17 protein-coding genes are annotated in these 20,495 nt (G+C 72.8%); 2 read left to right on the top strand and 15 right to left on the bottom strand.

The features are described 5' to 3' along the window. Positions 1-2: 2 nt before the first annotated feature. The 6 genes from NRP21_RS10210 to NRP21_RS10185 all read right to left on the bottom strand — a co-directional run bounded on the left by NRP21_RS10210 (position 3) and on the right by NRP21_RS10185 (position 5,889). The gene (locus tag NRP21_RS10210; RefSeq protein WP_257716092.1) at positions 3-1,007 is read right to left on the bottom strand and encodes a KpsF/GutQ family sugar-phosphate isomerase; all 1,005 of its coding nucleotides are present in this window, start codon (positions 1,005-1,007) and stop codon (positions 3-5) included. A 37-nt stretch (positions 1,008-1,044) separates the two neighbouring features. After that, positions 1,045-1,791 (bottom strand): 3-deoxy-manno-octulosonate cytidylyltransferase, encoded by a 747-nt coding sequence (locus NRP21_RS10205; RefSeq protein WP_257716091.1) that lies wholly within the window; start codon positions 1,789-1,791, stop codon positions 1,045-1,047. Beyond that, the gene (gene kdsA / locus NRP21_RS10200) at positions 1,788-2,636 is read right to left on the bottom strand and encodes a 3-deoxy-8-phosphooctulonate synthase (RefSeq protein ID WP_257716090.1); all 849 of its coding nucleotides are present in this window, start codon (positions 2,634-2,636) and stop codon (positions 1,788-1,790) included. Before kdsA ends, NRP21_RS10205 begins: the two co-directional genes overlap by 4 nt. 142 nt (positions 2,637-2,778) lie before the next feature. Next, the gene (locus NRP21_RS10195) at positions 2,779-3,975 is read right to left on the bottom strand and encodes a DUF1501 domain-containing protein (RefSeq protein WP_257716089.1); all 1,197 of its coding nucleotides are present in this window, start codon (positions 3,973-3,975) and stop codon (positions 2,779-2,781) included. 180 nt (positions 3,976-4,155) lie between these two features. Further along, on the bottom strand, positions 4,156-4,467 hold the full coding sequence (locus NRP21_RS10190; RefSeq protein ID WP_257716088.1) for a hypothetical protein: 312 nt from the start codon (positions 4,465-4,467) through the stop codon (positions 4,156-4,158). Positions 4,468-4,590: 123 nt separating this feature from the next. Next, on the bottom strand, positions 4,591-5,889 hold the full coding sequence (locus NRP21_RS10185) for an FAD-dependent oxidoreductase (RefSeq protein WP_257716087.1): 1,299 nt from the start codon (positions 5,887-5,889) through the stop codon (positions 4,591-4,593). Positions 5,890-6,029: 140 nt separating this feature from the next. Between NRP21_RS10185 and NRP21_RS10180 the strand changes: the two genes are divergently transcribed. Both NRP21_RS10180 and NRP21_RS10175 read left to right on the top strand, forming a co-directional pair. After that, the gene (locus NRP21_RS10180; RefSeq protein WP_257716086.1) at positions 6,030-7,112 is read left to right on the top strand and encodes a YncE family protein; all 1,083 of its coding nucleotides are present in this window, start codon (positions 6,030-6,032) and stop codon (positions 7,110-7,112) included. A gap of 335 nt (positions 7,113-7,447) precedes the next feature. Continuing rightward, entirely contained in the window at positions 7,448-8,101 is a 654-nt protein-coding gene (locus tag NRP21_RS10175) for an MSCRAMM family protein (RefSeq protein ID WP_257716085.1), read from the top strand. On the opposite strand, the gene NRP21_RS10170 is transcribed toward NRP21_RS10175, so the two are convergent. The 9 genes from NRP21_RS10170 to NRP21_RS10130 form a co-directional block, all read right to left on the bottom strand. Continuing rightward, complete coding sequence (locus tag NRP21_RS10170; protein ID WP_257716084.1) at positions 8,032-11,910, bottom strand: amino acid adenylation domain-containing protein; 3,879 nt, start codon at positions 11,908-11,910, stop codon at positions 8,032-8,034. The two genes, NRP21_RS10175 and NRP21_RS10170, sit on opposite strands and share 70 nt — an antisense overlap. Then, entirely contained in the window at positions 11,903-12,166 is a 264-nt protein-coding gene (locus NRP21_RS10165) for a phosphopantetheine-binding protein (protein WP_257716083.1), read from the bottom strand. The genes NRP21_RS10170 and NRP21_RS10165 overlap by 8 nt, the downstream gene beginning before the upstream one ends. Positions 12,167-12,177: 11 nt before the next feature. Then, positions 12,178-13,806 carry a (2,3-dihydroxybenzoyl)adenylate synthase gene (locus NRP21_RS10160; RefSeq protein WP_257716082.1) on the bottom strand — a complete coding sequence of 543 codons (1,629 nt, stop codon included), beginning with the start codon at positions 13,804-13,806 and terminating at the stop codon, positions 12,178-12,180. Between the two features lie 126 nt (positions 13,807-13,932). Continuing rightward, the gene (locus tag NRP21_RS10155; protein ID WP_257716081.1) at positions 13,933-14,850 is read right to left on the bottom strand and encodes an alpha/beta hydrolase; all 918 of its coding nucleotides are present in this window, start codon (positions 14,848-14,850) and stop codon (positions 13,933-13,935) included. Then, positions 14,847-15,818, bottom strand: a complete 972-nt coding sequence (locus NRP21_RS10150; RefSeq protein WP_257716080.1) for a Bug family tripartite tricarboxylate transporter substrate binding protein — start codon at positions 15,816-15,818, stop codon at positions 14,847-14,849. Before NRP21_RS10150 ends, NRP21_RS10155 begins: the two co-directional genes overlap by 4 nt. Beyond that, positions 15,815-17,023, bottom strand: coding sequence for a M20 aminoacylase family protein (locus NRP21_RS10145; protein WP_257716079.1), 1,209 nt, complete (start codon positions 17,021-17,023; stop codon positions 15,815-15,817). The genes NRP21_RS10150 and NRP21_RS10145 overlap by 4 nt, the downstream gene beginning before the upstream one ends. A 32-nt stretch (positions 17,024-17,055) precedes the next feature. Further along, entirely contained in the window at positions 17,056-18,291 is a 1,236-nt protein-coding gene (locus tag NRP21_RS10140; RefSeq protein ID WP_257716078.1) for an MFS transporter, read from the bottom strand. Between the two features lie 123 nt (positions 18,292-18,414). Next, positions 18,415-19,329 carry a cysteine synthase A gene (gene cysK, locus NRP21_RS10135; protein ID WP_257716077.1) on the bottom strand — a complete coding sequence of 305 codons (915 nt, stop codon included), beginning with the start codon at positions 19,327-19,329 and terminating at the stop codon, positions 18,415-18,417. A 115-nt stretch (positions 19,330-19,444) separates the two neighbouring features. Then, positions 19,445-20,494 (bottom strand): MBL fold metallo-hydrolase, encoded by a 1,050-nt coding sequence (locus NRP21_RS10130; protein WP_257716076.1) that lies wholly within the window; start codon positions 20,492-20,494, stop codon positions 19,445-19,447. Position 20,495 lies beyond the last annotated feature (1 nt).

The raw sequence follows: 20,495 nt of genomic DNA, 5'->3' as shown, positions 1-20,495 counted from the left end.
CCTCAGATAACCCCTGCCCGCAGCAGATCGTGCAGGTGGATGATGCCGACGGGCCGGCCGTCCTCCATGACGAACAGGCTCGTGATCTTCCAGTCCTGGAGCTTGGCCAGGGCTTCCTCCGCCATCGCGTCGCGCCCGATGACGCGGGGGGAGCGGCCCATCATGTCGATCACCCGCTCATCCTCAAAGCCCCGGGCGAAGGCGCGGCGCAGATCGCCATCCGTCACCACGCCAACGAGGATGCCGTCCCGGTCCACCACGGCCGTGACGCCGAAGTGCTTGCGCGTCATCTCCATGATCGCCTCGGATAGGGTGGCGCTGTCCGGCACCACCGGCACGGCCTCCCCGGAATGCATGAGGTCCTGCACCTTCCGCAGGCGCGACCCGAGCTTCCCGCCGGGGTGGAATTGCCGGAAATCGCTGGCCGTGAAGCCGCGCATGGAGAGCAGGGCCACCGCCAGCGCGTCCCCGATCGCCACCTGCATGGTCGTGGAGGTGGTGGGCGCGAGCCCGTTGGGGCAGGCCTCCGGCATCACCGGCAGCACCAGCGGCAGGTCGGCCGCGGCCCCCAGCGTGCCCTCGGCGCGGGAGGTGATGGCGATCAGCAGCACCCCGAAGCGGCGGGTATAGGCGACGATATCCGAGAGTTCCGGCGCCTCCCCGGACCAGGAGAGGGCGAGCACCGCGTCCTCCGGCCGGATCATACCGAGGTCGCCGTGGCTGGCCTCGCCGGGATGGACGAAGTAGGCGGAGGTTCCGGTGGAGGCGAGGGTGGCGGCGATCTTGCGGCCGACATGGCCGGACTTGCCCATCCCCGTGACCATCACCCGGCCGCCCGCATCCTGCACACGCCGGATGCCGGCCGCGGCCCGCTCGAACTGCGCGCCCAGCGGGCCGTCCAGCGCCTCCCGCAGGGCGGCGAGCCCGTTCGCCTCCAGCTCCACCGTGCAGCGGGCCGTGGCGACGATATCGCCCAGCTCGCCGCGGAGATCGGTCCGTCCGTCCATGCTCAGCCTCCTCCTCCGGCACCGCCCCGCGGGGGCGTCAGGTGCCGGCGGGCGATGGCCCGGCGAGGAGACGCCGGGCGTGTTCCAGATCCTCGGGGGTGTCCACGCCGAGCGGCACCTCCCCCACCTCCATCGCGTCGATCCGCATGCCCGCTTCCAGGGCCCGAAGCTGCTCCAGCTTCTCGCGGAGTTCCAGGGCGGAAGGCGGCAGGGCCACGAAGCGCTCCAGCGCCGCCCGGCGCCAGGCGTAGAGGCCGATGTGGTGGTAAAGCGGCCCCTCCCCCCAGGGAGCGGTGGCGCGGGTGAAGTAGAGCGCGCGGAAGCGCCCCTCCCCCAGCGGCGTGCCGACCATCTTCACCACGCTCGGCGCGCTGCGTTCCTCCTCCCGCCGGATCGGCGCGACGGCGGTGCCGATCGCCACCTCCGCATCGGCGAGCGGCAGGGCGGTGGCGCGGACGGTCTCCGGCCGGACCGTCGGCAGGTCGCCCTGGAGGTTGATGACCACGTCGCTGCGCCGGTCCGGGTCGATCCGCCCTAGCGCCTCGTGGATCCGGTCGGAGCCGGAGGGGTGGTCCTCCCCGGTCATCACCGCCTGCCCGCCGGCCGCGCGCACGGCCTCCGCGATGGCCGGCGTGTCCGTGGCGACCCAGACTGGGCCCACATCCGCCTCCATCGCGCGGCGCCACACGGCGACGATCATCGGCTCCCCGCCGAGATCGGCGAGCGGCTTGCGCGGAAGCCGGGTGGAGGCGAGGCGCGAGGGAATGAGGACGAGCGGCCTCACGCCGCGCTCGCCCGCTGCGACTTCGCGAGGCGGTCCAGAGCCACGAGGTCGCGCATCAGCCCCTCGAACTGCGACAGCGGGACCATGTTCGGCCCGTCGGAAGGCGCGTGGTCCGGATCCTCGTGCGTCTCGATGAAGAGCCCGGCGACGCCGACTGCCACTGCCGCCCGCGCCAGAACCGGCACGAACTCCCGCTGCCCACCGGAGCTGCCGCCGAGCCCGCCCGGCTGCTGCACGGAATGGGTGGCGTCGAACACCACCGGCGCGCCCATCCCCGCCATGATCGGCAGGCCGCGGAAGTCGGAGACGAGGGTGTTGTAGCCGAAGCTCGTGCCCCGGTCCGTCAGTAGCACGTTGGGGTTGCCGGCCTTGGTCAGCTTGGCCAGCACGTTCTTCATGTCCCAGGGCGCGAGGAACTGGCCCTTCTTCACGTTCACCGCCCGGCCCGTGGCGGCGGCGGCGAGCAGAAGGTCCGTCTGGCGGCAGAGGAAAGCCGGGATCTGCAGCACATCCACCGCCTCGGCCACCGGGGCGCACTGCGCGGCGTCGTGCACGTCCGTCAGCACCGCCAAGCCCAGGCTGTCCCGGATCTCGGCCAGGATGGGCAGGGACTTCTCCATCCCCAGGCCGCGCGCGGCATCGGCGCTGGTGCGGTTCGCCTTGTCGAAGGAGGTCTTGTAGACGAGGCCGAATCCCACCCGCGCCGCGATCTCCTTCAGCGCGGCGGCGGTTTCCAGCGCGTGGGCGCGGCTCTCAAGCTGGCACGGCCCGGCGATGACGGAGACCGGGAGATCGTTGCCGAAACGGGCCGAGCGGGTCTCCACGATCGGGGCGGCTTCTGACATGCGGGGGCCCTCTCGGCGGTCTGGCGGCGGGCGCGGTTTGTAGCCCAGCCCGGAACCCCCGCACAATCGAACCGCCCCGCGCGGCGGGAGGGCCTCCCCCGCGCGCCGGGCGGGCCCTGCTGGAGCCGGGTTCAGGCCCGGATCAGGCCCGGATCAGGCCAGAATAGGGCCGGACCGCCGACGTGTCCGGGAAGACCCGCGTGATCGCGGCGGGCGGGAGCTGAAGGTGCTCTACCATCACCCCTGCCAGGACGGCGCGCAGGTCGGTGGTGGGGCGCAGGTCCCGTCCCTCGTTCAGCTGCTCCGGCGCCAGGCCCGGCCAGTCAGCCAGCACGCGGCCGCCCTTCAGCCGCCCGCCCAGCAGCAGCGCGGCGGTGGCCATGCCGTGGTCCGTGCCGCCCGTGCCGTTCAGCCGGGCCGTGCGGCCGAATTCCGTCACCACGGCCACGATCGTATCGGCCCAGACTGGGCCGAGGCCCGTTCGCAGCGCGCCCAGCGCGTCGTCCAGCGCGCCCAGCCGGTTCGCCAGGCCGCCGCGGGCAGTGCCCTGGGCCGCGTGCGTGTCCCAGCCGTTCAATCCCAGGGCGGCCACGCGCGGGCCATCCGGCTGGGCCATGATCCGGGCGGCCGCCGCAGCCTCGGTCACGAAGTCCGGGCGGCCGGGCACCCGCACCGTGCCGGGCTGGCCGGGCGGTGTCTCCTGCATCATGTTGTCCAGCATGGCGCCGGAGCGCAGGGCCTCTGCCAGCCGCGGGTCGCGGGCCTCGTAGAGGTCCAGCAGCCGCGCCACGAGGTCCTCGTTGGCGTAGCGGAACTGCTGCAGCTGCCAGGTCTCGACCGGCGCCGGGCCCTGCATGATCACCGGCACGACCGGCGCCACGGCCAGCCCCTTGGGCGGCGCCACCCGCCCACCGCGCGGCAGAGCGACCAGGGCGCGGTTGAGCCACCCCGTGCGCTCCCCCGTCGTCACGCGCGGCAGGCCGCTCTCAAGCACGTCCTGGCCGTCGAAGTGGGAGCGGCCGCGATAGGGGGTGTGGGCGGCGTGCAGGGCCAGCGCCTCGCTCTCCCGGAACATGGCCAGGAGCTTCGGCATGTTGGCGTGGAGCGCGAACATGTTGTCCAGCCGCACGGACTCGCCGGCATCCGCCCCGCGCAGGGCGGCGAAGGCCGGATCGCCCACGGGCTGCAGCATGGAAATGCCGTCCAGCCCCCCGCGCAGGATCACCACCAGCAGGCGCGGGTCCCGGCCAGCCGCATGGGCCAGGCGCGGCACGTAGGGCCAGGCGAAGAGGGAGCCGAGGCCGCCGAGGACGGCGCGGCGCATCACGGGGTGGCTCATGGCCTCGGAACCTCCGGGGATGGCGGCGCGGCGCCGGGCCACCCGCCTGGGGCACCGGAGCAGCGCATGAGTAGATGCGGCCCGCCCCCGGCCGGTTGCAAGCACTGCCCGCCGCCGGATGCAGTTTGCAATCCCGATCCGGGCCTGGAGGGCGGCTTGGCGTCGTCTATCTGGCGTCGTCTAGATGAATTGGCCGCGCAGGAAGCCGAGGGCCGGTAGCGGCCGCCAGCTGCGCGGCAGGTCCGCACGGCGGATCGCCGAGACGCTGTAGTTGGGCAGCGGCATCCCCGAGCCACGCAGGAAGGAGGCATAGGCCCTCACCTGCTGCTCCCGCCAGCTGCGATCGGCGTCGGCGGCGGCGCGGCTGGCGTGGATCTCGGCGATCCGGGTCTTGCGGCCGATGGCGGCCACCACGGCCCAAAGCCTGTCCTCGCGCGCGCGGCTGAGGCTGAGGACGGGCGCGGGAGGCGCCCCTTCGGCCGCCCCGCTCATGCGCCCCCACTCATGCGCCCGGCCCTTTCCGTGAAGCGCCGGCCCAGCGGCGCCCGGTTCTCGCGTGCATCCCGGAAATCTGTGCTTCCGGTGGGCCCGGTGCAAGGGCCGGATGCGGCCCGTTCAGCCCGGCGTGACGGGCGGGGGCATGGCCGCAGGGTCCAGGATGGCACCTTGCGCCGCCAGGACCTGCCGCACGGCCGCCGCCTCCATCGTGCCCTGCGCCGCCCGCATCGCGGCCGCAACGCCGGCCGCCTGCCCGGTGGCGAAAGCCGTGCCCATCACGCGCAGGGATGCCCCGGCCTCGCGGTCTGCGTCCGCGGTGCGGCCAGCGGCGAAGAGGTTCGGCGTGTCCGCGCTGATTAGGCAGCGCAGCGGGATGTCGTAGGTGCCGCCTCCCTCCCGCTCCCGCCCCGGGGGGTAGATGAAGCTGCTCTCGTAGGTGGTGCGGTCGTGCCACTCCACGCCCCAGGCGCCGAGCGCGACGGAGTCCTCGAAGCGGCGGCCGGCGGTGATGTCCTGCCATGACAGCCCCGCCACGCTGTTGATGTGTCGGCTCTCCCGCGTGCCGAAATCGGGCCCGGTCGAGGCGAGATAGGCGCGCCCCCATCCCGGCAGGGCGCGCAGCGCTTCCAGATAGGCCCAGGCCTGGGCGCGGCCGCCCATCTCGGCGCGGCTGGCGCTGCGGGCATCGCGCGCGTCGTAGTCCTCGCTCGCCAGGTAGCAGACCACGTCGCCGGAGATGGGCAGGCGGGTGACGACGCTGCGCGTCTTCGTCAGCGGCCCGATTCCGCGCGCCCGCGCCGTCTCCACGGCGCGCATCACGGCTTCGGCCGAGACCTCGGCATCGGGCGCGATCCCGCCGAAGCGCGTGCCGAGCGTGCCGAGGTTCACCGCGCCGTTGTTGCCGTAGCGGGTGGAGGCGCCGGCGAAATGGGCCAGGTCGCAGTCCCCGCTGGCATCGACGAAGGCCTCGGCCTCCAGGCTATGCAGGCCGGAGTGATCCGCCACCTCGACCGAGCGGACGAGCCCATCCTCGCGTCGCGCCGCGGCGACGAAGGAATGCAGCAGCACCTCCACCCCGGCCTCCCGGCACAGATCGTCCAGGGCCCGCTTCACACCCTCCGGATCGAAGACGACGAAGACGCCCCGGTGACGCTGCGGCGGCGTCACGGCGCCCCAGCGCCGCAGCTTGGAGAGCACCTCCTCGGCCACGCCGGCCACCGCCTGCTGCGGCCGCTCGCCCAGCGTGTAGAGGCCGCAATAAGTGAGCACGTTCCGCATCGTCGCCGCGCCGCCGAGACAGCCGGCGGATTCGACCAGCCCTACGCGGGCGCCCTGCCGCGCCGCGCCCAGCGCCGCGCCCACTCCGGCGGAGCCGCCGCCCACCACCAGTACATCGTAGCGTTCCGCCGCGCCCATCGTTTTCTCCCCTATCTTGCCGCCGGGCTACTGCCGCAGGGCGGAACCGTCCACCGCCCCTCCGATTGCCGGGGGATCGCCAATCCTGCTAATGAGAGCCACTCGCAAGCCTGTAACCTCTCCTGAAGGCAAGACCTGCAATGCCGATCATCGAAGCAAGCCGCCACCACCCCGTCCTCTCCCGGCGCCACGTCTTCGCGCTGCTGGGCGCGGCCGGGATTGCCGCGCGGGTCGGCCCCGCGAAGGCTGCGCCGGCCGTCGAGAAGAGCGTGAAGCTGGCGCCGGGCCTCTACGAGCTCGTCGTCAGCACCACGACGAACCTCGTCCATGTGGCCAGCGCCGGTGCCCGTGGCGCCAACAACGCAAAGATCATCGGCCTGGACCCGCGCACGCTGGAGACGCGCTCGACGATCGAGCTCGGCGCGGACGGCGCCTTCGGCCTGGCGGTAAACGACACCACCGGCACGCTCTTCGGCACGGAGACGCGTGGCGGGAAGCTGGTGGCCATCGACCTGCGCAGCGGCGCCGTGAAGGCGCGCATCGCCGAGGGCGAGGGTGCCCATCCCCGGCAGGTGGTGGTGGACGAGGCGCGGAACCGCGCCTTCGTCTCCATCTTTGGCTTCCGCGACAAGCCGAGCGCGATCTGGGTGGTGGACACCGCCACCAACACGGTCTCCGCCTCCATCACCGAGGGGCTCGAGGGCGGGATCACCGGCCTTGCTTATGACCCCGCCGGCGACCGCCTCTTCGCGACGGCGCTGGAGCCCAACCAGGTCGTCGAGGTGAGCCTGTCCCGCCGCGCCGCCGTTCGCCGCTTCGCTTCGGGCGGCGAGGGCGCGGTGAACGTCGCCGTGGACGCCGCGGGTGGCCGGCTCTTCGTCACCAACCAGAAGAGCGGGCAGCTCGCCGTGCTCAACGCCGCCTCCGGCCAGCCCATCAAGGTGCTGGAGACGGGCGCGGGCGCGCTCGGCGTCACCCTCTCGGCCGATGGCGCGCTGGCCTATGTGACCAATCGCGGCGCTGGCACGGTGAGCGTGGTGGATGCGCGCACCCTGGCCGTCATGGCGAATCTGGAGACGGGCACGCACCCCAATACGGTGGCGCTGGATAAGCGCTCCGGTCTTGCCTACGTCAGCAACAAGGCCCGGATGGCGCCGCGCGGCCAGCCGCAGCCGGCGGCGGAAGACCCGAACGGGGACACGGTCAGCCTTATCCGCGTCTGACGCCGGACAGGCTGCACTACAAAGCTTGCCTTCGCATCGTTAATTGAGCGAAATGACGGCCCATGCCCTCTCCGGCGTGGGCCGTTTCCCGTTATGCGTGCTTTCAGAGATGTGACGCGATCATGATTGCAACCACAAGATGCAATCGTTAATCGAGCACACGCTCTGAAAGGGCTGCCGAACGAAGCAAGGCGAGGAGAACATCCATCATGCGGCAGCGGGACGCCTCCTCTCACGCCAGTGCCGCGACGCCTGAGGTGGCCCGTGACGTTGTCCCTCCGCCGCGCACGGCTCCTTCCTCACCGGATGCTACCGCGGGGCTTGCCGGCGATGCGATGAATGGCAGCTCCCTTCCCGGCACGGCGGACCGGACCGGGCAGGACGAGGCCGGGCTGACTGTGCGGCTCCTGGACGGGGCCGGGCAGCCCTTGGCGGCGCTGACCGTCCGCAGCGGCGCACCCTACAGCTTCACAGGGCTGCCGGCCGGCCAGTACCAACTGGAGTGCGCTTCCGCCGGCGCCGATCCGGGAGATAGGAGCGCGGGCTTCCGCAGCGCCGTCTTCACGCTCGCCTCGGGCGGTACCGTGACCCACCGCGCGGCGACCATCGATTGCCCGGGGACGGTGATCGGTTCGGCCCACCCTGACGCCGAGGACTCCGGCGAGGGGGCCGGTGCCCCTGGCGCCACCATCCGCCTGCTGAGCGCGGCGGGCGCGACCGTCGCCACCACCACCACGGGGGCGGGCGGAAGCTACGCGTTCCAGGGCATCGCGCCCGGCACCTACCAGATCGGGTTCCCCGCCGGCGATAGCAGGGACGGTGCGGCCCCCCTCCGTTCCGCTTCCTTCGCCGTTCCCCCGGCCGGGTCCGAGGCGCGCCAACCCCGGGCAGGGCGGATGGCCCGCGCGGCCGACAAATCTCAGCCCATCAGGCGCCGTAGCGCCGGGGCAATCAGGCGTGTCGCCTCAGCCCCGACCATCTCCCCGTGAAGGCAGGGTAGGTCCACCACCTCCACCCCTGCCGCATAGGGCGCCCACATCGCGGGTGACAGGGCGCGGCCGGCGTGGTCGCGGGCGGCGCGGAAGTGGGTAAGGACGCCGTCGAGGCGCCGGTGATGGTGGCCGCGGACGAGGCGGTTGTTGCCCTCCACCACGCGCACCACCCCATCCAGCACGGCCTCCGGCAGGCGTCCAAGGGGCGTTCCGCCGCGGCGCAGGAAGTCGATCACTGCGCCGCGCTCCATCGGCAGATCCGGGTGCTGGGAGGGGTCGTGGCCGGCGATGGCGATCAGGGCCCGCAGCATGGCGCCCGCATCCGGCTCCGGCTCGGCGCGCCAGGCATCGGCCGGGTAGGCGTCCAGCAGCGCCAGCGCGCCCACCTCCCGGCCCATCTCGCGCAGCCGCACCGCCACGGCGTGGGCGATGATGCCGCCGACGGACCAGCCCGCGAGGTGGACCGGGCCGGGACGGCCAGCTGCCACGACGCGCGCGGCGTAGTCGGTGGCCAGCGTGTCCAGGCTCGTGGGCGGCAGCACCTCAGCATCGAGGGAGGGTGCCTGGAGGCCGAGCACGCTCCGCTCCGGCGCCAGGGCGCGGGCGAGGTTGCCGTAGCACCAAGCGATGCCGCCCGCGGGATGAACGACGAAGAGCGGCGGGCGCGATTCGTCCCCCTGCCCCAGCCGGATGAGCGGGCGCAGCCCGTTGTCGCCCGGCGGGAGGGAGGCGGCGTCGATCACTGCGGCCAGACGCGCCACCGTGGGGTGCTCGAAGAGGGCGCCGAGGCCCGGGTCTCGGCCGAAGCTCTCTTGCACGCGTAGCATCAGCTCCACCGCCAGCAGGGAGTGGCCGCCGAGGGCGAAGAAGTCCTCCTCGGCGCCCACCTCCGGCAGGTCCAGCACCTCGGCGAAGAGGGCGGCGAGGCGGTGCTCGGTTTCCGTCTCCGGCGGGCGGCCCCTTCCCTCTCCCTTGGCCTGTCCCATCTCGGGTGTCGGGAGGGCGGCGCGGTCCAGCTTGCCGCTGGTGTTCACGGGCAGGGCGTCCAGCGCCACGAAGGCCGAGGGCACCATGTAGTCCGGCACGCGCGATGCGACATGGGCGCGCAGCGCGGCCCCATCGTAGCCCGGCGCCGGGACGAGGTAGGCGACGAGGCGCTTGTCGCCCGGCCGGTCCTCCCGCGCGATGACGCGCACCTGCTGCACGGTGGGCGAGGAGGCGACGGCCGCCTCGACCTCGCCCAGCTCAATGCGGAAGCCCCGCAGCTTCACCTGCCCGTCGGAGCGACCGAGGTAGAGGATGGCGCCATCGGCCCGGAAGCGCGCCAGGTCGCCCGTGCGGTACATGCGCTCGCCGGGATGGAAGGGATCGGGGATGAAGGCCCGCTCCGTCAGGTCCGGGCGGGCGAGGTACTCGCGGGCGAGCTGCACGCCGGCGATGAAGAGGTGGCCGGTGACGCCGGGCGGCACCGGGCGCAGGGCGTCGTCCAGCACGTAGAGGCGGGTGTTCCAGACGGGCCGGCCGATCGGGATGGGACGGCTGCGGTCGCCGGCCGAGGCGTCCCAGAAGCTCACATCCACCGCGGCCTCGGTCGGGCCGTAGAGGTTGTGCAGCTCCGACCGCATCGTGGCGTGGAAGCGGTCGCGGATATCGGCCGTCAGCTCCTCGCCGGAGCAGAAGACGCGCGCCATCTCCAGCCCGCGCGAGGCCGGGTGGGCGAGGAAGGCGGCGAGCATCGAAGGGACGAAATGCGCGGTGGTGATCCCCTCCTCCCGGATCAGCCGGGCGATGGCGGCGGGATCGCGGTGGGCGCCGGGCGGCGCGAGGACGAGGGTGGCGCCCGCGATCAGGGGCAGGAAGAACTCCCACACCGAGACGTCGAAGGTGGCGGGCGTCTTCTGCAGGATGCGGTCGTCGGCGGTGAAGCCGTAGTGCTGCCGCATCCATTCCAGGCGGTTCACGATGGCGCGGTGGCCGATGACCGCGCCCTTGGGCTCGCCGGTGGAGCCGGAGGTGTAGATGATGTAGGCGGCGTCGTCCGGTGCTGGCCCCTTGGGCGCCGTGCCCTCCTGAGGCCAGTCGGGGGGCGGCAGCAGGGCCACATCGCCTGGCAGGGCGGCGGGCGCCAACGCCAGGCGCGGCTTCGCGGAGCCGAGGATGCGGGCCAGCCGGTCCGCCGGATGGGCGGGATCCAGCGGCAGGTAAGCGGCGCCGGCGCGCATGGTGCCGAGCAGCGCGATGACGAGTTCCGGCGAGCGCTCCAGCGACACGGCGACGACGTCGCCCGGGCCGATACCGCGCGCGACGAGGGCAGCCGCAAGGGCGGCGCTGCGCCGGTCCAGGTCGCGGTAGCTGATGGACTGCCCTTCGAAGCGCAGGGCAGTCGCTTCGGGGCGGGCCCGGATCGCTGAATCGATCAGCGCGACGAGGGTGGTGTTGGGCACGGCATGCGCCGTCTCGTTCACCTCGTGGACGAGGCGACGGGCTTCCTCGGGCGTGGCGGTCGGCACCTCGGCGAGGCACCCGGCGGCAAGCGCGGCGGTGACGAACCGGGCCGCGCGCATGGCGTGGGCCTTCGCGTCTTCCGCCGAGTAGAGGTTCGGGTTCGCCTCCACGTCCAGGCGCAGGGTCGCCGCCCCGGGGTCGGTGCGGAGGTCGAAGGTGATGTCGTCTACCGGGCCCGTGCCGAGCAGGCGCAGCCCGGCCGTCAGGCCGGGAAAGGCGGGGATCTCGTGGAAGGGCTGGATATTGACGATGGCGCCGTGCAGCCGGCGGCCCGCGCCCAGGCGGCCGAGGTCGCGCCGGAGCTGCTCTCCACGGTAGCGGCCGTGCCGGCGCATGCGCGCCAGCTGCGTAACTGCGTCCTTCACCGCCTCGTGCAGCGGCAACGCCTCGTCCGGCCGGATGCGGAGCGGGAGGACGTTCATCTGGGTTGAGGGCGCGCGCGCCGCGGCGCTGCCGAAGCGGTTCATGAAGGTGACGCCGATCATGGACTCCGCCTCGCCGGTCAGGCGGCGGCAATAGGCGCCGAGCAGGGCGGTCAGCAGGTCCGGCCAGGCCATGTCGTGCGCGGCGGCGATGCGGCGCAGCGCCTCGCCGGCCTCGGGGCCGATCGCGGCCTCGGCGCGGTGGGCGGAGCGCGCGGTCATCGCCGCGCCTTCCGCGATGCCTGTCACGTCAGGGGCGCCGTCCATCGCCTTGCGCCAGTAGGCCGCGTCCGCCTCCCGCTTCGGCGAGGCGCGGTAGGTCAAGTCCTCCTGCACCGTTGCTGCGAAGGGTGCGAGGGGTTGGCCGGGATCAGCGCCCGTCAGCCGCGCGGCGTAGAGGCCGGCGACGCGGCGCACCAGCAGCTCCGTGCCGAAGCCATCCAGCACGAGGTGGTGCGCGCGCTGGTACCAGAGGTGATGTTCCGGTGAGAGGCGGTAGAGACGTTCCGCCGCCATGCGGCCGCGCGCCGGGTCCACCGCGCGGGCCATGTCGCGCGCCATCGCTTCCCGCGCCGCGCTGGGCGGGTCCGCTTCCGCGGAGACGTCCACCACCTCCAGCCAGGGGCGGAGCGCCTGGTCCAGGCGCTGCACGGCCCCGCCCGGCGCATCGTGGATGCGGAGAGCGAGGGAGTCCGCCTCCGCCACCATGCCGTCCACCGCCGCGCGGAAGGCGGGAAGGTCCAGCGGGCCGCGCAGGTCCAGGTACTGGCCAGTGTTGAAGACAGGGTTCCCGGGATCCAGCCGCTGCGCGAACCACAGGCCCTCCTGGGCCTCGGTCAGCGGCAGGTCGGGGGTGGAGGTGCCGGAGCCGTCAGCCATTCGCCTGCTTCGCGATGGCGCGTTCCGCCACGGTCCACCAGGCGTCGAGGGTCAGCTTCTCCGCCAGCTCGCCGAAATCCAGCTGCAGCCCGCCCTCGGTCCAGCGCAGCACCATGTTCATGGCGCGCATGGAGTCCAGGCCCAGGTCGTTCAGGTCGTCGTCGCCGCCGACCTCCTCGGGATCCATGCGGAGGGCGCGCGCGATGTCGGCGCGCATGCGCTCCCGCGTCATCGGCGGCTTCGTCTCGTCAGCCATTTCCGGTTCTCCTAGCCAGCGCCTTCCTCGGCCAGCAGCCGCGCGCGCAGCCGTGCGCGCAGCTCCTTCCGGCTGATCTTGCCGGCCGCCGTCGTCTCGAAACCGTCGACCAGCACTACCTGGTCTGGCACCTTGAAGTCAGCGATGCCACGCGTGCGCATCCATGCCTTCAGCGCAACCGCGCGTGGACGATCTCCTTGCGGGATGACGAAGGCGCAGATGCGCTCGCCCAGGAACTCATCGGGGATCGACACCACCGCGGCGTCGAACACGTTGGGGTGCGCGAGAAGGTGGTCCTCCACCTCCTCCGCCGAGATCTTCTCGCCCGCGCGATTGATATGATCGCCGGCACGGCCCTGCACGACGAGGTTGCCCCCCGGCGTCCGGCGCACAATGTCGCCGGTGCGGTAGAAGCCGTCCGGCGTGAAGGAGCGCGCGTTCGCCGCCTCGTCGTTGTGGTAGCCGCGGATGGTGTAGGGGCCGCGCGCGAGCAGGTAGCCCGGTTCGCCCTCCGGCACGGGCTCGCCCATGTCGTCCACGATCAGCACCTCGTCGTCCGGGCTGATGGGGCGGCCCTGGGTTTCGAGGATGACCTCCTCCGGGTCGTTCAGGCGCGTGTAGTTCACAAGCCCCTCGGCCATGCCGAAGACCTGCTGCAGGGTGCAGGGCAGCGCGGCCACGACGCGGCGCGCAGCCTCCGGCGTCAGCTTCGCGCCGCCGACCAGCAGGACCTTCAGGCTGGAGATGTCGTGCTTCGCCGTGGCCGCCGCCTGCGCCCAGAGAAGCGCGAGCGGCGGGACGAGGCCGGAGATCGTGACCCGCTCGCGCTCGATCAGCGGGAAGGCCGCGTCAGGGCTGGGAACGGGGCTGAGGACGACGCGGGCACCGGCGTAGAGCGCGCCCATGTGGCCCGGGGAACTCATGGGGAAGTTGTGCGCGGCCGGCAAGGCGCAGAGGAAGACGCTGTCCCCGGTGACGCCGCAGATCTCGTTGCTCGCGCGGAAGCTGTAGATGTAGTCGTCATGCGTGCGCGGGATGAGCTTCGACAGGCCGGTGGTGCCGCCGGATATCTGCAGGAAGGCGACGCTGGCCGGGTCCGGATCCCCGGGAAGCGCCGCGCGGCAGCCGTCCAGCGCATCGAAACCGGTGAACTCCGCGGCGTCGCCGACGATGATGACATGGCGCAGGCCGGGCGAGGCCGCGCGCAGGCCACGCGCCAGGGTGCGGTAGTCGAAGCCGTCCGTGCCGCGCTCGGCGGCCAGGTAGGCGGCCGCCTCCGACTTGGCGACGAAATGGGCGATCTCGGTCAGGCGATGGGCCGGCAGGGCATAGACGGGCACCAGCCCCGCCCGGAAAAGGCCGAAGACGGCGGAGAAGAACTCCGGGATGTTCCCGAGTTGCACCACCACGCGGTCGCCCGGGCGCAGGCCGAGGGCGAGGAAGCCGGCTGCCGCCCGCTCCGCCCGCTCATGCAGCTCCGCATAGGTCCAGCGCCGGTCGCCGCCTACGACGGCCACGGCGCCGGGCCGCTCCGCCGCGCGCTGGCGCAGGAAGGCCGGGAAGGTCTCGCCGCGCCAGTAGCCGGCCGCGCGGTAGCGTGCCGCGAACTCGGGGGGCCATTCCTGTCGGAGGGGAATCACGTCAAAGGGTCCTGGCGCTGCTGGGCCGGGCGGCATGGGACCTGACGGCCGCGATGCCCAGCACTTCTTGATAAGCATTCTCAATAGGGTCGGCGCCGCCGGTGGGCAAGGCCGGACGTTCCGGACTCACCCGGCCGCGATCTCCTCCGGCGAACGCCCGAGGGCGAGTTTCAGCGCGTTCGAGATCGAGGGAGCCATCATGGTGCCGTGGTTCTCCTCCGGCATGTCGCGGAAGCCCACGCGCAGCCCGGGAATGGCGGCCAGGGCCGCCGCGGTGTCGCGCCCGTTGGGTGGCCCCATTCGCGCCACGCTCTCCGCCCGGCCCGGCTTCCCGGAGATGGAAACCAGCACCCGGACCGGGCGGGCGGCCCGCCCGCCGGCGAGCCGCATCCCCGCCAGGAAGGCGGCCTGCTCGTCCAGGATGGACCGCCGGTTCCACCAGATGGATGGGTCGGCCAGCGCGTAGGCCTCGAACATCTCAGGCCGGGTGAAGAGGACGTGCAACCCGAACAGGCCACCCAGCGAGTGCCCGAACAGCGTCATCCGCCCGGGGTCCAGTGGCAGGCGGCGTTGCAGCTCCGGCCGCAGGACCGTGTCGAGGAAGGCGAGGAAGGCACCGCGGCCGCCCGTCTCCGGCGGGTCCTCCCTGCGCCGCTCGCCGAAGGTCTCCGGCACCGTCGGTGGGGTCAGCTCCAGGAAGCGGCGGGCATTGTCGGGGCGGCCCTCACCGGGATGGCCGATGCCGACCAGTGCCACGCCCCCTGCCCCGGCCCCGGCCTGCTGGCGGGCACGCCAGGCCATGGGGAAGGTCGCGTTCCCGTCCAGCAGCCAGAGGCAGGGATAGCCGCCGGCCGGCGGGGGTCCTTCCGGCCGGGCCAGGGTGATCCGCCACTCATGCCCCGCCCCGCTTCCCAGGTCGAAGGTCTCGATGCCCGGGCCGCTAACGGCCTCGGGCGGGGGCCCGGGCTGGGCCGTGGCGCTGCGGGCAGCGGAGAGCGCGGGCAGTGCGGCCAGCAGCGCCCGGCGGTGGACGGTCGGGCTCAATCGACCTTCACTCCGGCAGCCTTTAGCAAGGGCGACCAGCGCGCGCGCTCCTCTGCCAGGAATTTGCCGAATTCGGTGGGGCCCAGCAAGGCCGGCTCCGCCGCCTGCTCGGAGAAGCGCGCGGCCAGGGCGGGCTCGGCCATGGCCTCGGCCGCGGCGGCGTGGATGCGAGCCACGATCTCCGGCGGCGTGCCCGCGGGGGCAGCGAGGCCGAACCAATTGTCCATCTCGTAGCCCGGGACCGTCTCGGCGATGGTGGGAAGGTCGGGCACAAGGCGGGAGCGGTCCTTCGTGGCCACGCCGAGCAGGTGGATGCGCCCGGCGCGGCCGAGCGGCAGGAAGACCGGCCCGGTGCCGATGGAGGCGTCCAACTTGCCCGAGAGGAAATCCCCCATCATCGGCCCGCCGCCGCGATAGGGGACGTGCAGGAGCTGCACCTTCGCCAGGTGCTCCAGCAGGATAATCCCGAGATGGCTGCCGGAGCCGATGCCGGAGGAGGAGAAGACCACTTCGCCCGGCTTCCCCCGTGCGGCGGCCAGCAGCTCGGCAGCGGAGCGCCAGGGGCGGTCCCCCGGCACCGCGAGGATGTCCAGGATGCTGCCCAGCCGCGCGACGGGGGCGAAGCCCTTCTCCGCGTCGAAGGACAGCTTCTCATAGATGGCGGGGTTCACCGTCAGCGGGCCGGGGGTGGCGAGCAGCAGCACGTGCCCGTCCGGCGCCGCGTTTGCCACGGCTTCGGCGGCGATGTTGGAGCCGGCGCCAGCGCGGTTCTCCACCACCACGGGCTGGCCGAGGCGGGCGGAGAGCGCCGGCGCGATCAATCGCGCCACGATGTCCACCGCTCCGCCCGGCGCGAAGCCGACCAGGAGCCGGATCGGGCGGTTCGGGAAGGCGCCCTGGGCCCGCGTGGCGATGGCGGGCAGGGCCAATGCGCCGGCCGTGCCGAGAAGAGTCCTGCGCCGCATCATGCCTCCCGCTCCCCTGCCCCGGCACTCCCCAGGGCGTGGTGGACGAGGCTCACCCAGTAGGCGGCGCCGACGGGGATCAGCGCGTCGTTGAAGTCGTATTTCGGCGTGTGGACGTGGTGGAAGCTGCCATCCTCCGCCACGCCGTTGCCCACCAGCATGAAGGCGCCCGGGCACTCCTGCAGCATGTAGGCGAAGTCCTCGCCCGCCGTGATGGGCGGGAAATCCGTGTCCACCATCTCCGCGCCGGAGAGCGCCCCGGCGGCTTGCGTGGCGAGCTGGACGTGCTCCGCCGTGTTCACCAGGGCTGGATAGTCGTGGCGGTACTCCACCTCCGCCGTGCAGCCATGGGCGGCAGCCAGGGCCTGGGCGAGTTCGCGCAAGCGGCGCCCCATGATCTCCCGCACCTCCGGCTTGAAGGACCGGCCGGTGCCGGAGACCCGTGCCTCGGAAGGGATCACGTTCGGCGCGCGCGCATCGCCGGCGGCGACGTGGCCGACGCTGAGCACGCCCGTCTCCCGCGCCGGCAGGTTGCGGCCGATCACGCCCTGCAGGGCGGCGATGAAGGCGGCCAGGGGCTGCGTGGGGTCCGTCGCGCGGTGCGGCACGGCGCCGTGGCCGCCGGTGCCGCGGAAGGTCACGGACCAGGTGTCCACGTTCGCCAGCATCGGGCCGGGGCGGATTCCGAAGCGACCGAGGGCGAGGCCGGGCTCATTGTGCAAGCCGAACACCGCCTCCACGGGGAAGCGGCGGAACAGGCCCTCCTCCACCATGCGGCGGCCACCGCCCAGGCCCTCCTCGGCGGGTTGGAAGATGAAGTGGACGGTGCCCGCGAAGTCTGGGTTCTCGGCCAGCTGGCGGGCGGCGCCGAGGAGCATGGTGGTGTGCCCGTCATGCCCGCAGGCGTGCATCACGCCGGGGTTGGCGGAGGCGTAGGGCAGGTCCGTCGCCTCCTGGATCGGCAGGGCGTCCATGTCGGCCCGAAGGGCGATGGCGCGCTGGCCGGGGCGGCGCCCCTTCAGCGTGCCGACCACGCCCGTTCCCGCGATCCCTTCCTCGACCGCGATGCCCCATTCCCGCAGCTTGCCCGCGACGAGGGCGGCGGTGCGGCTCTCCTCGAAGCCCATCTCGGGATGGCGGTGCAGATCGTGGCGAATGACGGCCAGGTCCCCCTGCCGCTCCGCGAGGCGATGGATCAGGTCCTGCAAGCCGAGGGGCTCCTTCGGGCCGGGTTGGAAGGTCATTCCGGGAAGCCGGGCGCCGTCTCGGCGCGCGCGGCGCGCATCCAGACGGAGAGCGAGATCCCCAGCAGCATGAGGCCGACCAGCACGTAGGGCAGCGCCGGGGCCAGCATGTAGAGAAGGCTTCCTGCCACCGGCCCGACGACCATCCCTAGGCCCTGCGCCGCCCCGGCTGCACCGGCCGCCCCGCCTTGCTCCGCCGGGCCGACAGAGTTCGCCGCCATGGCGGTGAAGCCGGGGAAGACCCACCCCATCCCGGCTGCGGCGACAAAGTAGCAGGCGCCGAGCATCCAGGCCTGGTCGGCGAAGGCGACGGAACCGAAGCCGACCGCCGCGACGAGCGTGCCCACCCCGATCATCCGCTCCGGCGCCAGCCGGAGGCGCGAGGCGATGGACTGGGAGATCACGAGCGCGACGCCCACCAGCATCAGCGCGGTGCTGGCGGCGCGGGCGGCGGCCTCGGGCGGCAGGCCCAGGCGGTCCAGCGCGTAGAAGCCGATGCTCACCTGCGCGATGGCCACGCTGAACATGGCCGTGAAGCTCACGGCCAGCGGATGCCGCAGGCGGGTATCGAGGAGGGAGATGGCCTTGCGCGCGGGCCGCAGCTGCGGGGGCTCGGCGGGCAGGCGCCACCAGAGGAAGAGAAGGGCGAGGAAGGGCAGGAGAGCGGTGGCGATCAGCGGCGCGCTCAGCCCATAGGGCACCAGCAGCGCCGCGATGGCCGGGCCGAGGACGAGCCCCGCCCCGCTTCCCGTGCCCAGCAGGGCCATGGCGCTCGCCCGGCGATCCGGCGGGACCCGGTCCGCGACCAGCGCGCCACCGGCGGCGGGGATGGCGGCATAGGCGCCACCGACGAGCGCCCGCCCGATCACCAGCCCGATGAAGGCGGCCAGGGGCGGCACGGCGCCCTGCAGGACGGCGTGGATGAACAGGCACAGCGCCGAGTAGGTCACCGTGAAGCCGATTGCCCCGGTGAGGAGCACGGCCCGGCGGCCATGCCGGTCGCTGGCCAGGCCCCAGGGCCGGGCGCCGAGCATCCACATGATCCCGGAGGCCGTGACGGCGAGCCCGGCCTGCCAGGGCTGCAGCCCCGCGACGCGCGCGATGGGGCCGATGAGCGCCACGAAGGCCATCATCGCCAGGCTGCCCGAGAAGGTGGTGACCATGAGCGGGAGGAGGACCTTGTCGCTCCTCAGGAGAGGCGCGCCGCCTGTTCCGCCGCCGTCGCGCGCCATCGCCACACCCCCTCGTCTGCCGGGCAGCCGGCTGCCCCGGGCCGTATTGAAGCCATTGCGTGTGAATCGCAATAAGGCGGGGGAAGTCCGGCGACGCCCCTCGGGGGCGCCGCCGGCGCCGGATTATTCCGGCAGGAAGTCCGGCACGGAGAGGTAGCGCTCACCCGTGTCGTAGTTGAAGCCGAGCACCCGGGCGCCCGCGGGCAGTTCCTTCAGCTTCTGCGCGATGGCGGCCAGCGTGGCGCCGGAGGAAATGCCGACCAGCAGCCCCTCCTCCGTCGCGGAGCGGCGAGCATAGGCCTTGGCGTCGTCGGCCGAGACCTGGATCACGCCGTCCAGCAGCGACTTGTCCAGGTTGTCCGGCACGAAGCCGGCGCCGATGCCCTGGATGGGGTGCGGAGAGGGCTCCCCGCCGGAGATCACGGGCGAGGCGGCGGGCTCCACGACAAAGACCTTGAGGCCGGGCCACTCCTTCTTCAGCACCTGCGCGCAGCCCGTGATGTGGCCGCCCGTGCCGACGCCGGTGATCAGCGCGTCGATCCCTTCCGGGAAATCCGCGAGAATTTCCCGCGCGGTCGTGCGGACGTGGATGTCCACGTTGGCGGGGTTGTCGAACTGGCCGGGGATCCAGGCGCCGGGGGTGGATTCCTTCAGCTCGACCGCGCGGGCGATGGCGCCCTTCATGCCCTTCTCGCGCGGAGTCAGGTCGAAGGTCGCGCCATAGGCCAGCATCAGGCGGCGGCGCTCCACCGACATGCTCTCGGGCATGACGAGGACGAGCTTGTAGCCCTTCACCGCCGCTGCCATGGCCAGGCCGATGCCGGTGTTGCCTGAGGTCGGCTCGATGATCGTGCCGCCAGGCTTCAGCAGCCCGTCGCGCTCCGCCGCCTCGATCATGGCGATGCCGATGCGGTCCTTGATGGAGCCACCGGGATTCGCGCGCTCGGACTTCACCCAGACCTCGGCCTCCGGGAAAAGCCGGCGCAGCCGGATGTGCGGCGTGCCGCCGATCGTCTCGAGAACGCTGTCAGCGCGCATGCCACCCTCCGGCCGGTTCCTTGTCGCGCGGTGGTTTGCAGCACGGGCGGCGGCGCGGCGCAACGAGGGTAGGCTTTTGCACCGCCCCGGCGCCCGCTGCTCTGCCCGCGGCGGATCAGGGCTGTGCGGCAGGCCGGTCCGCGGAGGGGACGATGATTCCCGGCCCTGCGGCGGCGGCCAGTTCGGCCAGGAGTTGGCCTTCCATTCCGGCGTAGCGCGGCGAGAAGTGGAAGGGCTCCACCCGCCGAACCCCGGCCGCCCGCGCGATCTCCCCGGCGGCCCGTGTTGTCAGGTGGCAGCGGTCCAGCGCGATGGCGGCGTCCTCCGCCGCGAAAGTGGCCTCGATGAAAAGTGTATCGGCACCGCGGGCCAGGGCGATGGCTGCCGCACGATTCGACGGCCGGTCCGCGAGGTCGGTCAGGTAGGCCAGGCGCTGCCCGGGCGTGATGGAGACGAGGTCGCGCAGCGTGCCCAAGGGAAGCGAGGTTGCATCCATCGCTTCGGAGGGCCGGGCGAAGACCGGGATGGGGTGATCGTCGGGACGCCCTTCCATCACGGCCGCCTTCAACCCGGCCAGCCAAGGCCCGGCCGGCAGGCCGCGCTCGTCCAGCCGGTTCCGCCATACGTTCAGGTGCGCCTCCTCCTCCAGCACGAAGCCGAGGCAGGGCGTGCCGTGATCCAGCAGGGCGGCGCGCAGGCGAAGGGGGCCGCTGCGGAGCACCGTGCCGTCCGGCGCGGCCGGGATCGGGGCCAGCGGCTCTGGCTGGAAACCGCCGTGGAGGCGCAGGCGCGTCCGGGGCCAGGCCGGGCCTTCCACGATTTCCGTCACCTCGAAGACCAGATCGGCCGGGATCCGGTGCGCCAGGTTCCAGGTATATCCCTGAAGGCGGTGGAAGACCCGCTGCGCGAAGCCGGCCGGGCCGACCAAGGTCAGCCTCTTCTCCCGCCCGATCAGCGGGCGCAGCAGCGTGTCGAACCCGGCCCAGTGGTCCATGTGGGCGTGGGAGACCGCCACGATCTCCACCCGCAGCAGGTGGCGCGGCGAGAGGGCGGAGAGGTCGCCGCAGTCGATCAGCACCAGCCCGGTCCGGTGCATCGCCTCGACTAGGATGCCGGGGTCTCCGCTGCGCCCATTCAGCAGGCGCGGGTGCAGGGTGGGCCTCATC

Source organism: Roseomonas populi, from assembly GCF_024594815.1.
Lineage (GTDB): Bacteria > Pseudomonadota > Alphaproteobacteria > Acetobacterales > Acetobacteraceae > Roseomonas > Roseomonas populi.
Note: the sequence above shows the minus strand (reverse complement) of the source record. Positions and strands in the feature narration are given on the sequence as shown.

Bases quoted from the DNA above. Each gene is read 5' to 3' on its own strand.
- NRP21_RS10170 (WP_257716084.1), bottom strand. From the start codon at position 11,910: ATGGCTGACGGCTCCGGCACCTCCACCCCCGACCTGCCGCTGACCGAG.
- NRP21_RS10195 (WP_257716089.1), bottom strand. From the start codon at position 3,975: ATGAGCCACCCCGTGATGCGCCGCGCCGTCCTCGGCGGCCTCGGCTCC.
- NRP21_RS10185 (WP_257716087.1), bottom strand. From the start codon at position 5,889: ATGGGCGCGGCGGAACGCTACGATGTACTGGTGGTGGGCGGCGGCTCC.
- cysK (WP_257716077.1), bottom strand. From the start codon at position 19,329: ATGCGCGCTGACAGCGTTCTCGAGACGATCGGCGGCACGCCGCACATC.
- NRP21_RS10210 (WP_257716092.1), bottom strand. From the start codon at position 1,007: ATGGACGGACGGACCGATCTCCGCGGCGAGCTGGGCGATATCGTCGCC.
- NRP21_RS10180 (WP_257716086.1), top strand. From the start codon at position 6,030: ATGCCGATCATCGAAGCAAGCCGCCACCACCCCGTCCTCTCCCGGCGC.
- NRP21_RS10190 (WP_257716088.1), bottom strand. From the start codon at position 4,467: ATGAGCGGGGCGGCCGAAGGGGCGCCTCCCGCGCCCGTCCTCAGCCTC.
- NRP21_RS10140 (WP_257716078.1), bottom strand. From the start codon at position 18,291: ATGGCGCGCGACGGCGGCGGAACAGGCGGCGCGCCTCTCCTGAGGAGC.
- NRP21_RS10150 (WP_257716080.1), bottom strand. From the start codon at position 15,818: ATGATGCGGCGCAGGACTCTTCTCGGCACGGCCGGCGCATTGGCCCTG.
- NRP21_RS10165 (WP_257716083.1), bottom strand. From the start codon at position 12,166: ATGGCTGACGAGACGAAGCCGCCGATGACGCGGGAGCGCATGCGCGCC.
- kdsA (WP_257716090.1), bottom strand. From the start codon at position 2,636: ATGTCAGAAGCCGCCCCGATCGTGGAGACCCGCTCGGCCCGTTTCGGC.
- NRP21_RS10175 (WP_257716085.1), top strand. From the start codon at position 7,448: ATGAATGGCAGCTCCCTTCCCGGCACGGCGGACCGGACCGGGCAGGAC.
- NRP21_RS10130 (WP_257716076.1), bottom strand. From the start codon at position 20,494: ATGAGGCCCACCCTGCACCCGCGCCTGCTGAATGGGCGCAGCGGAGAC.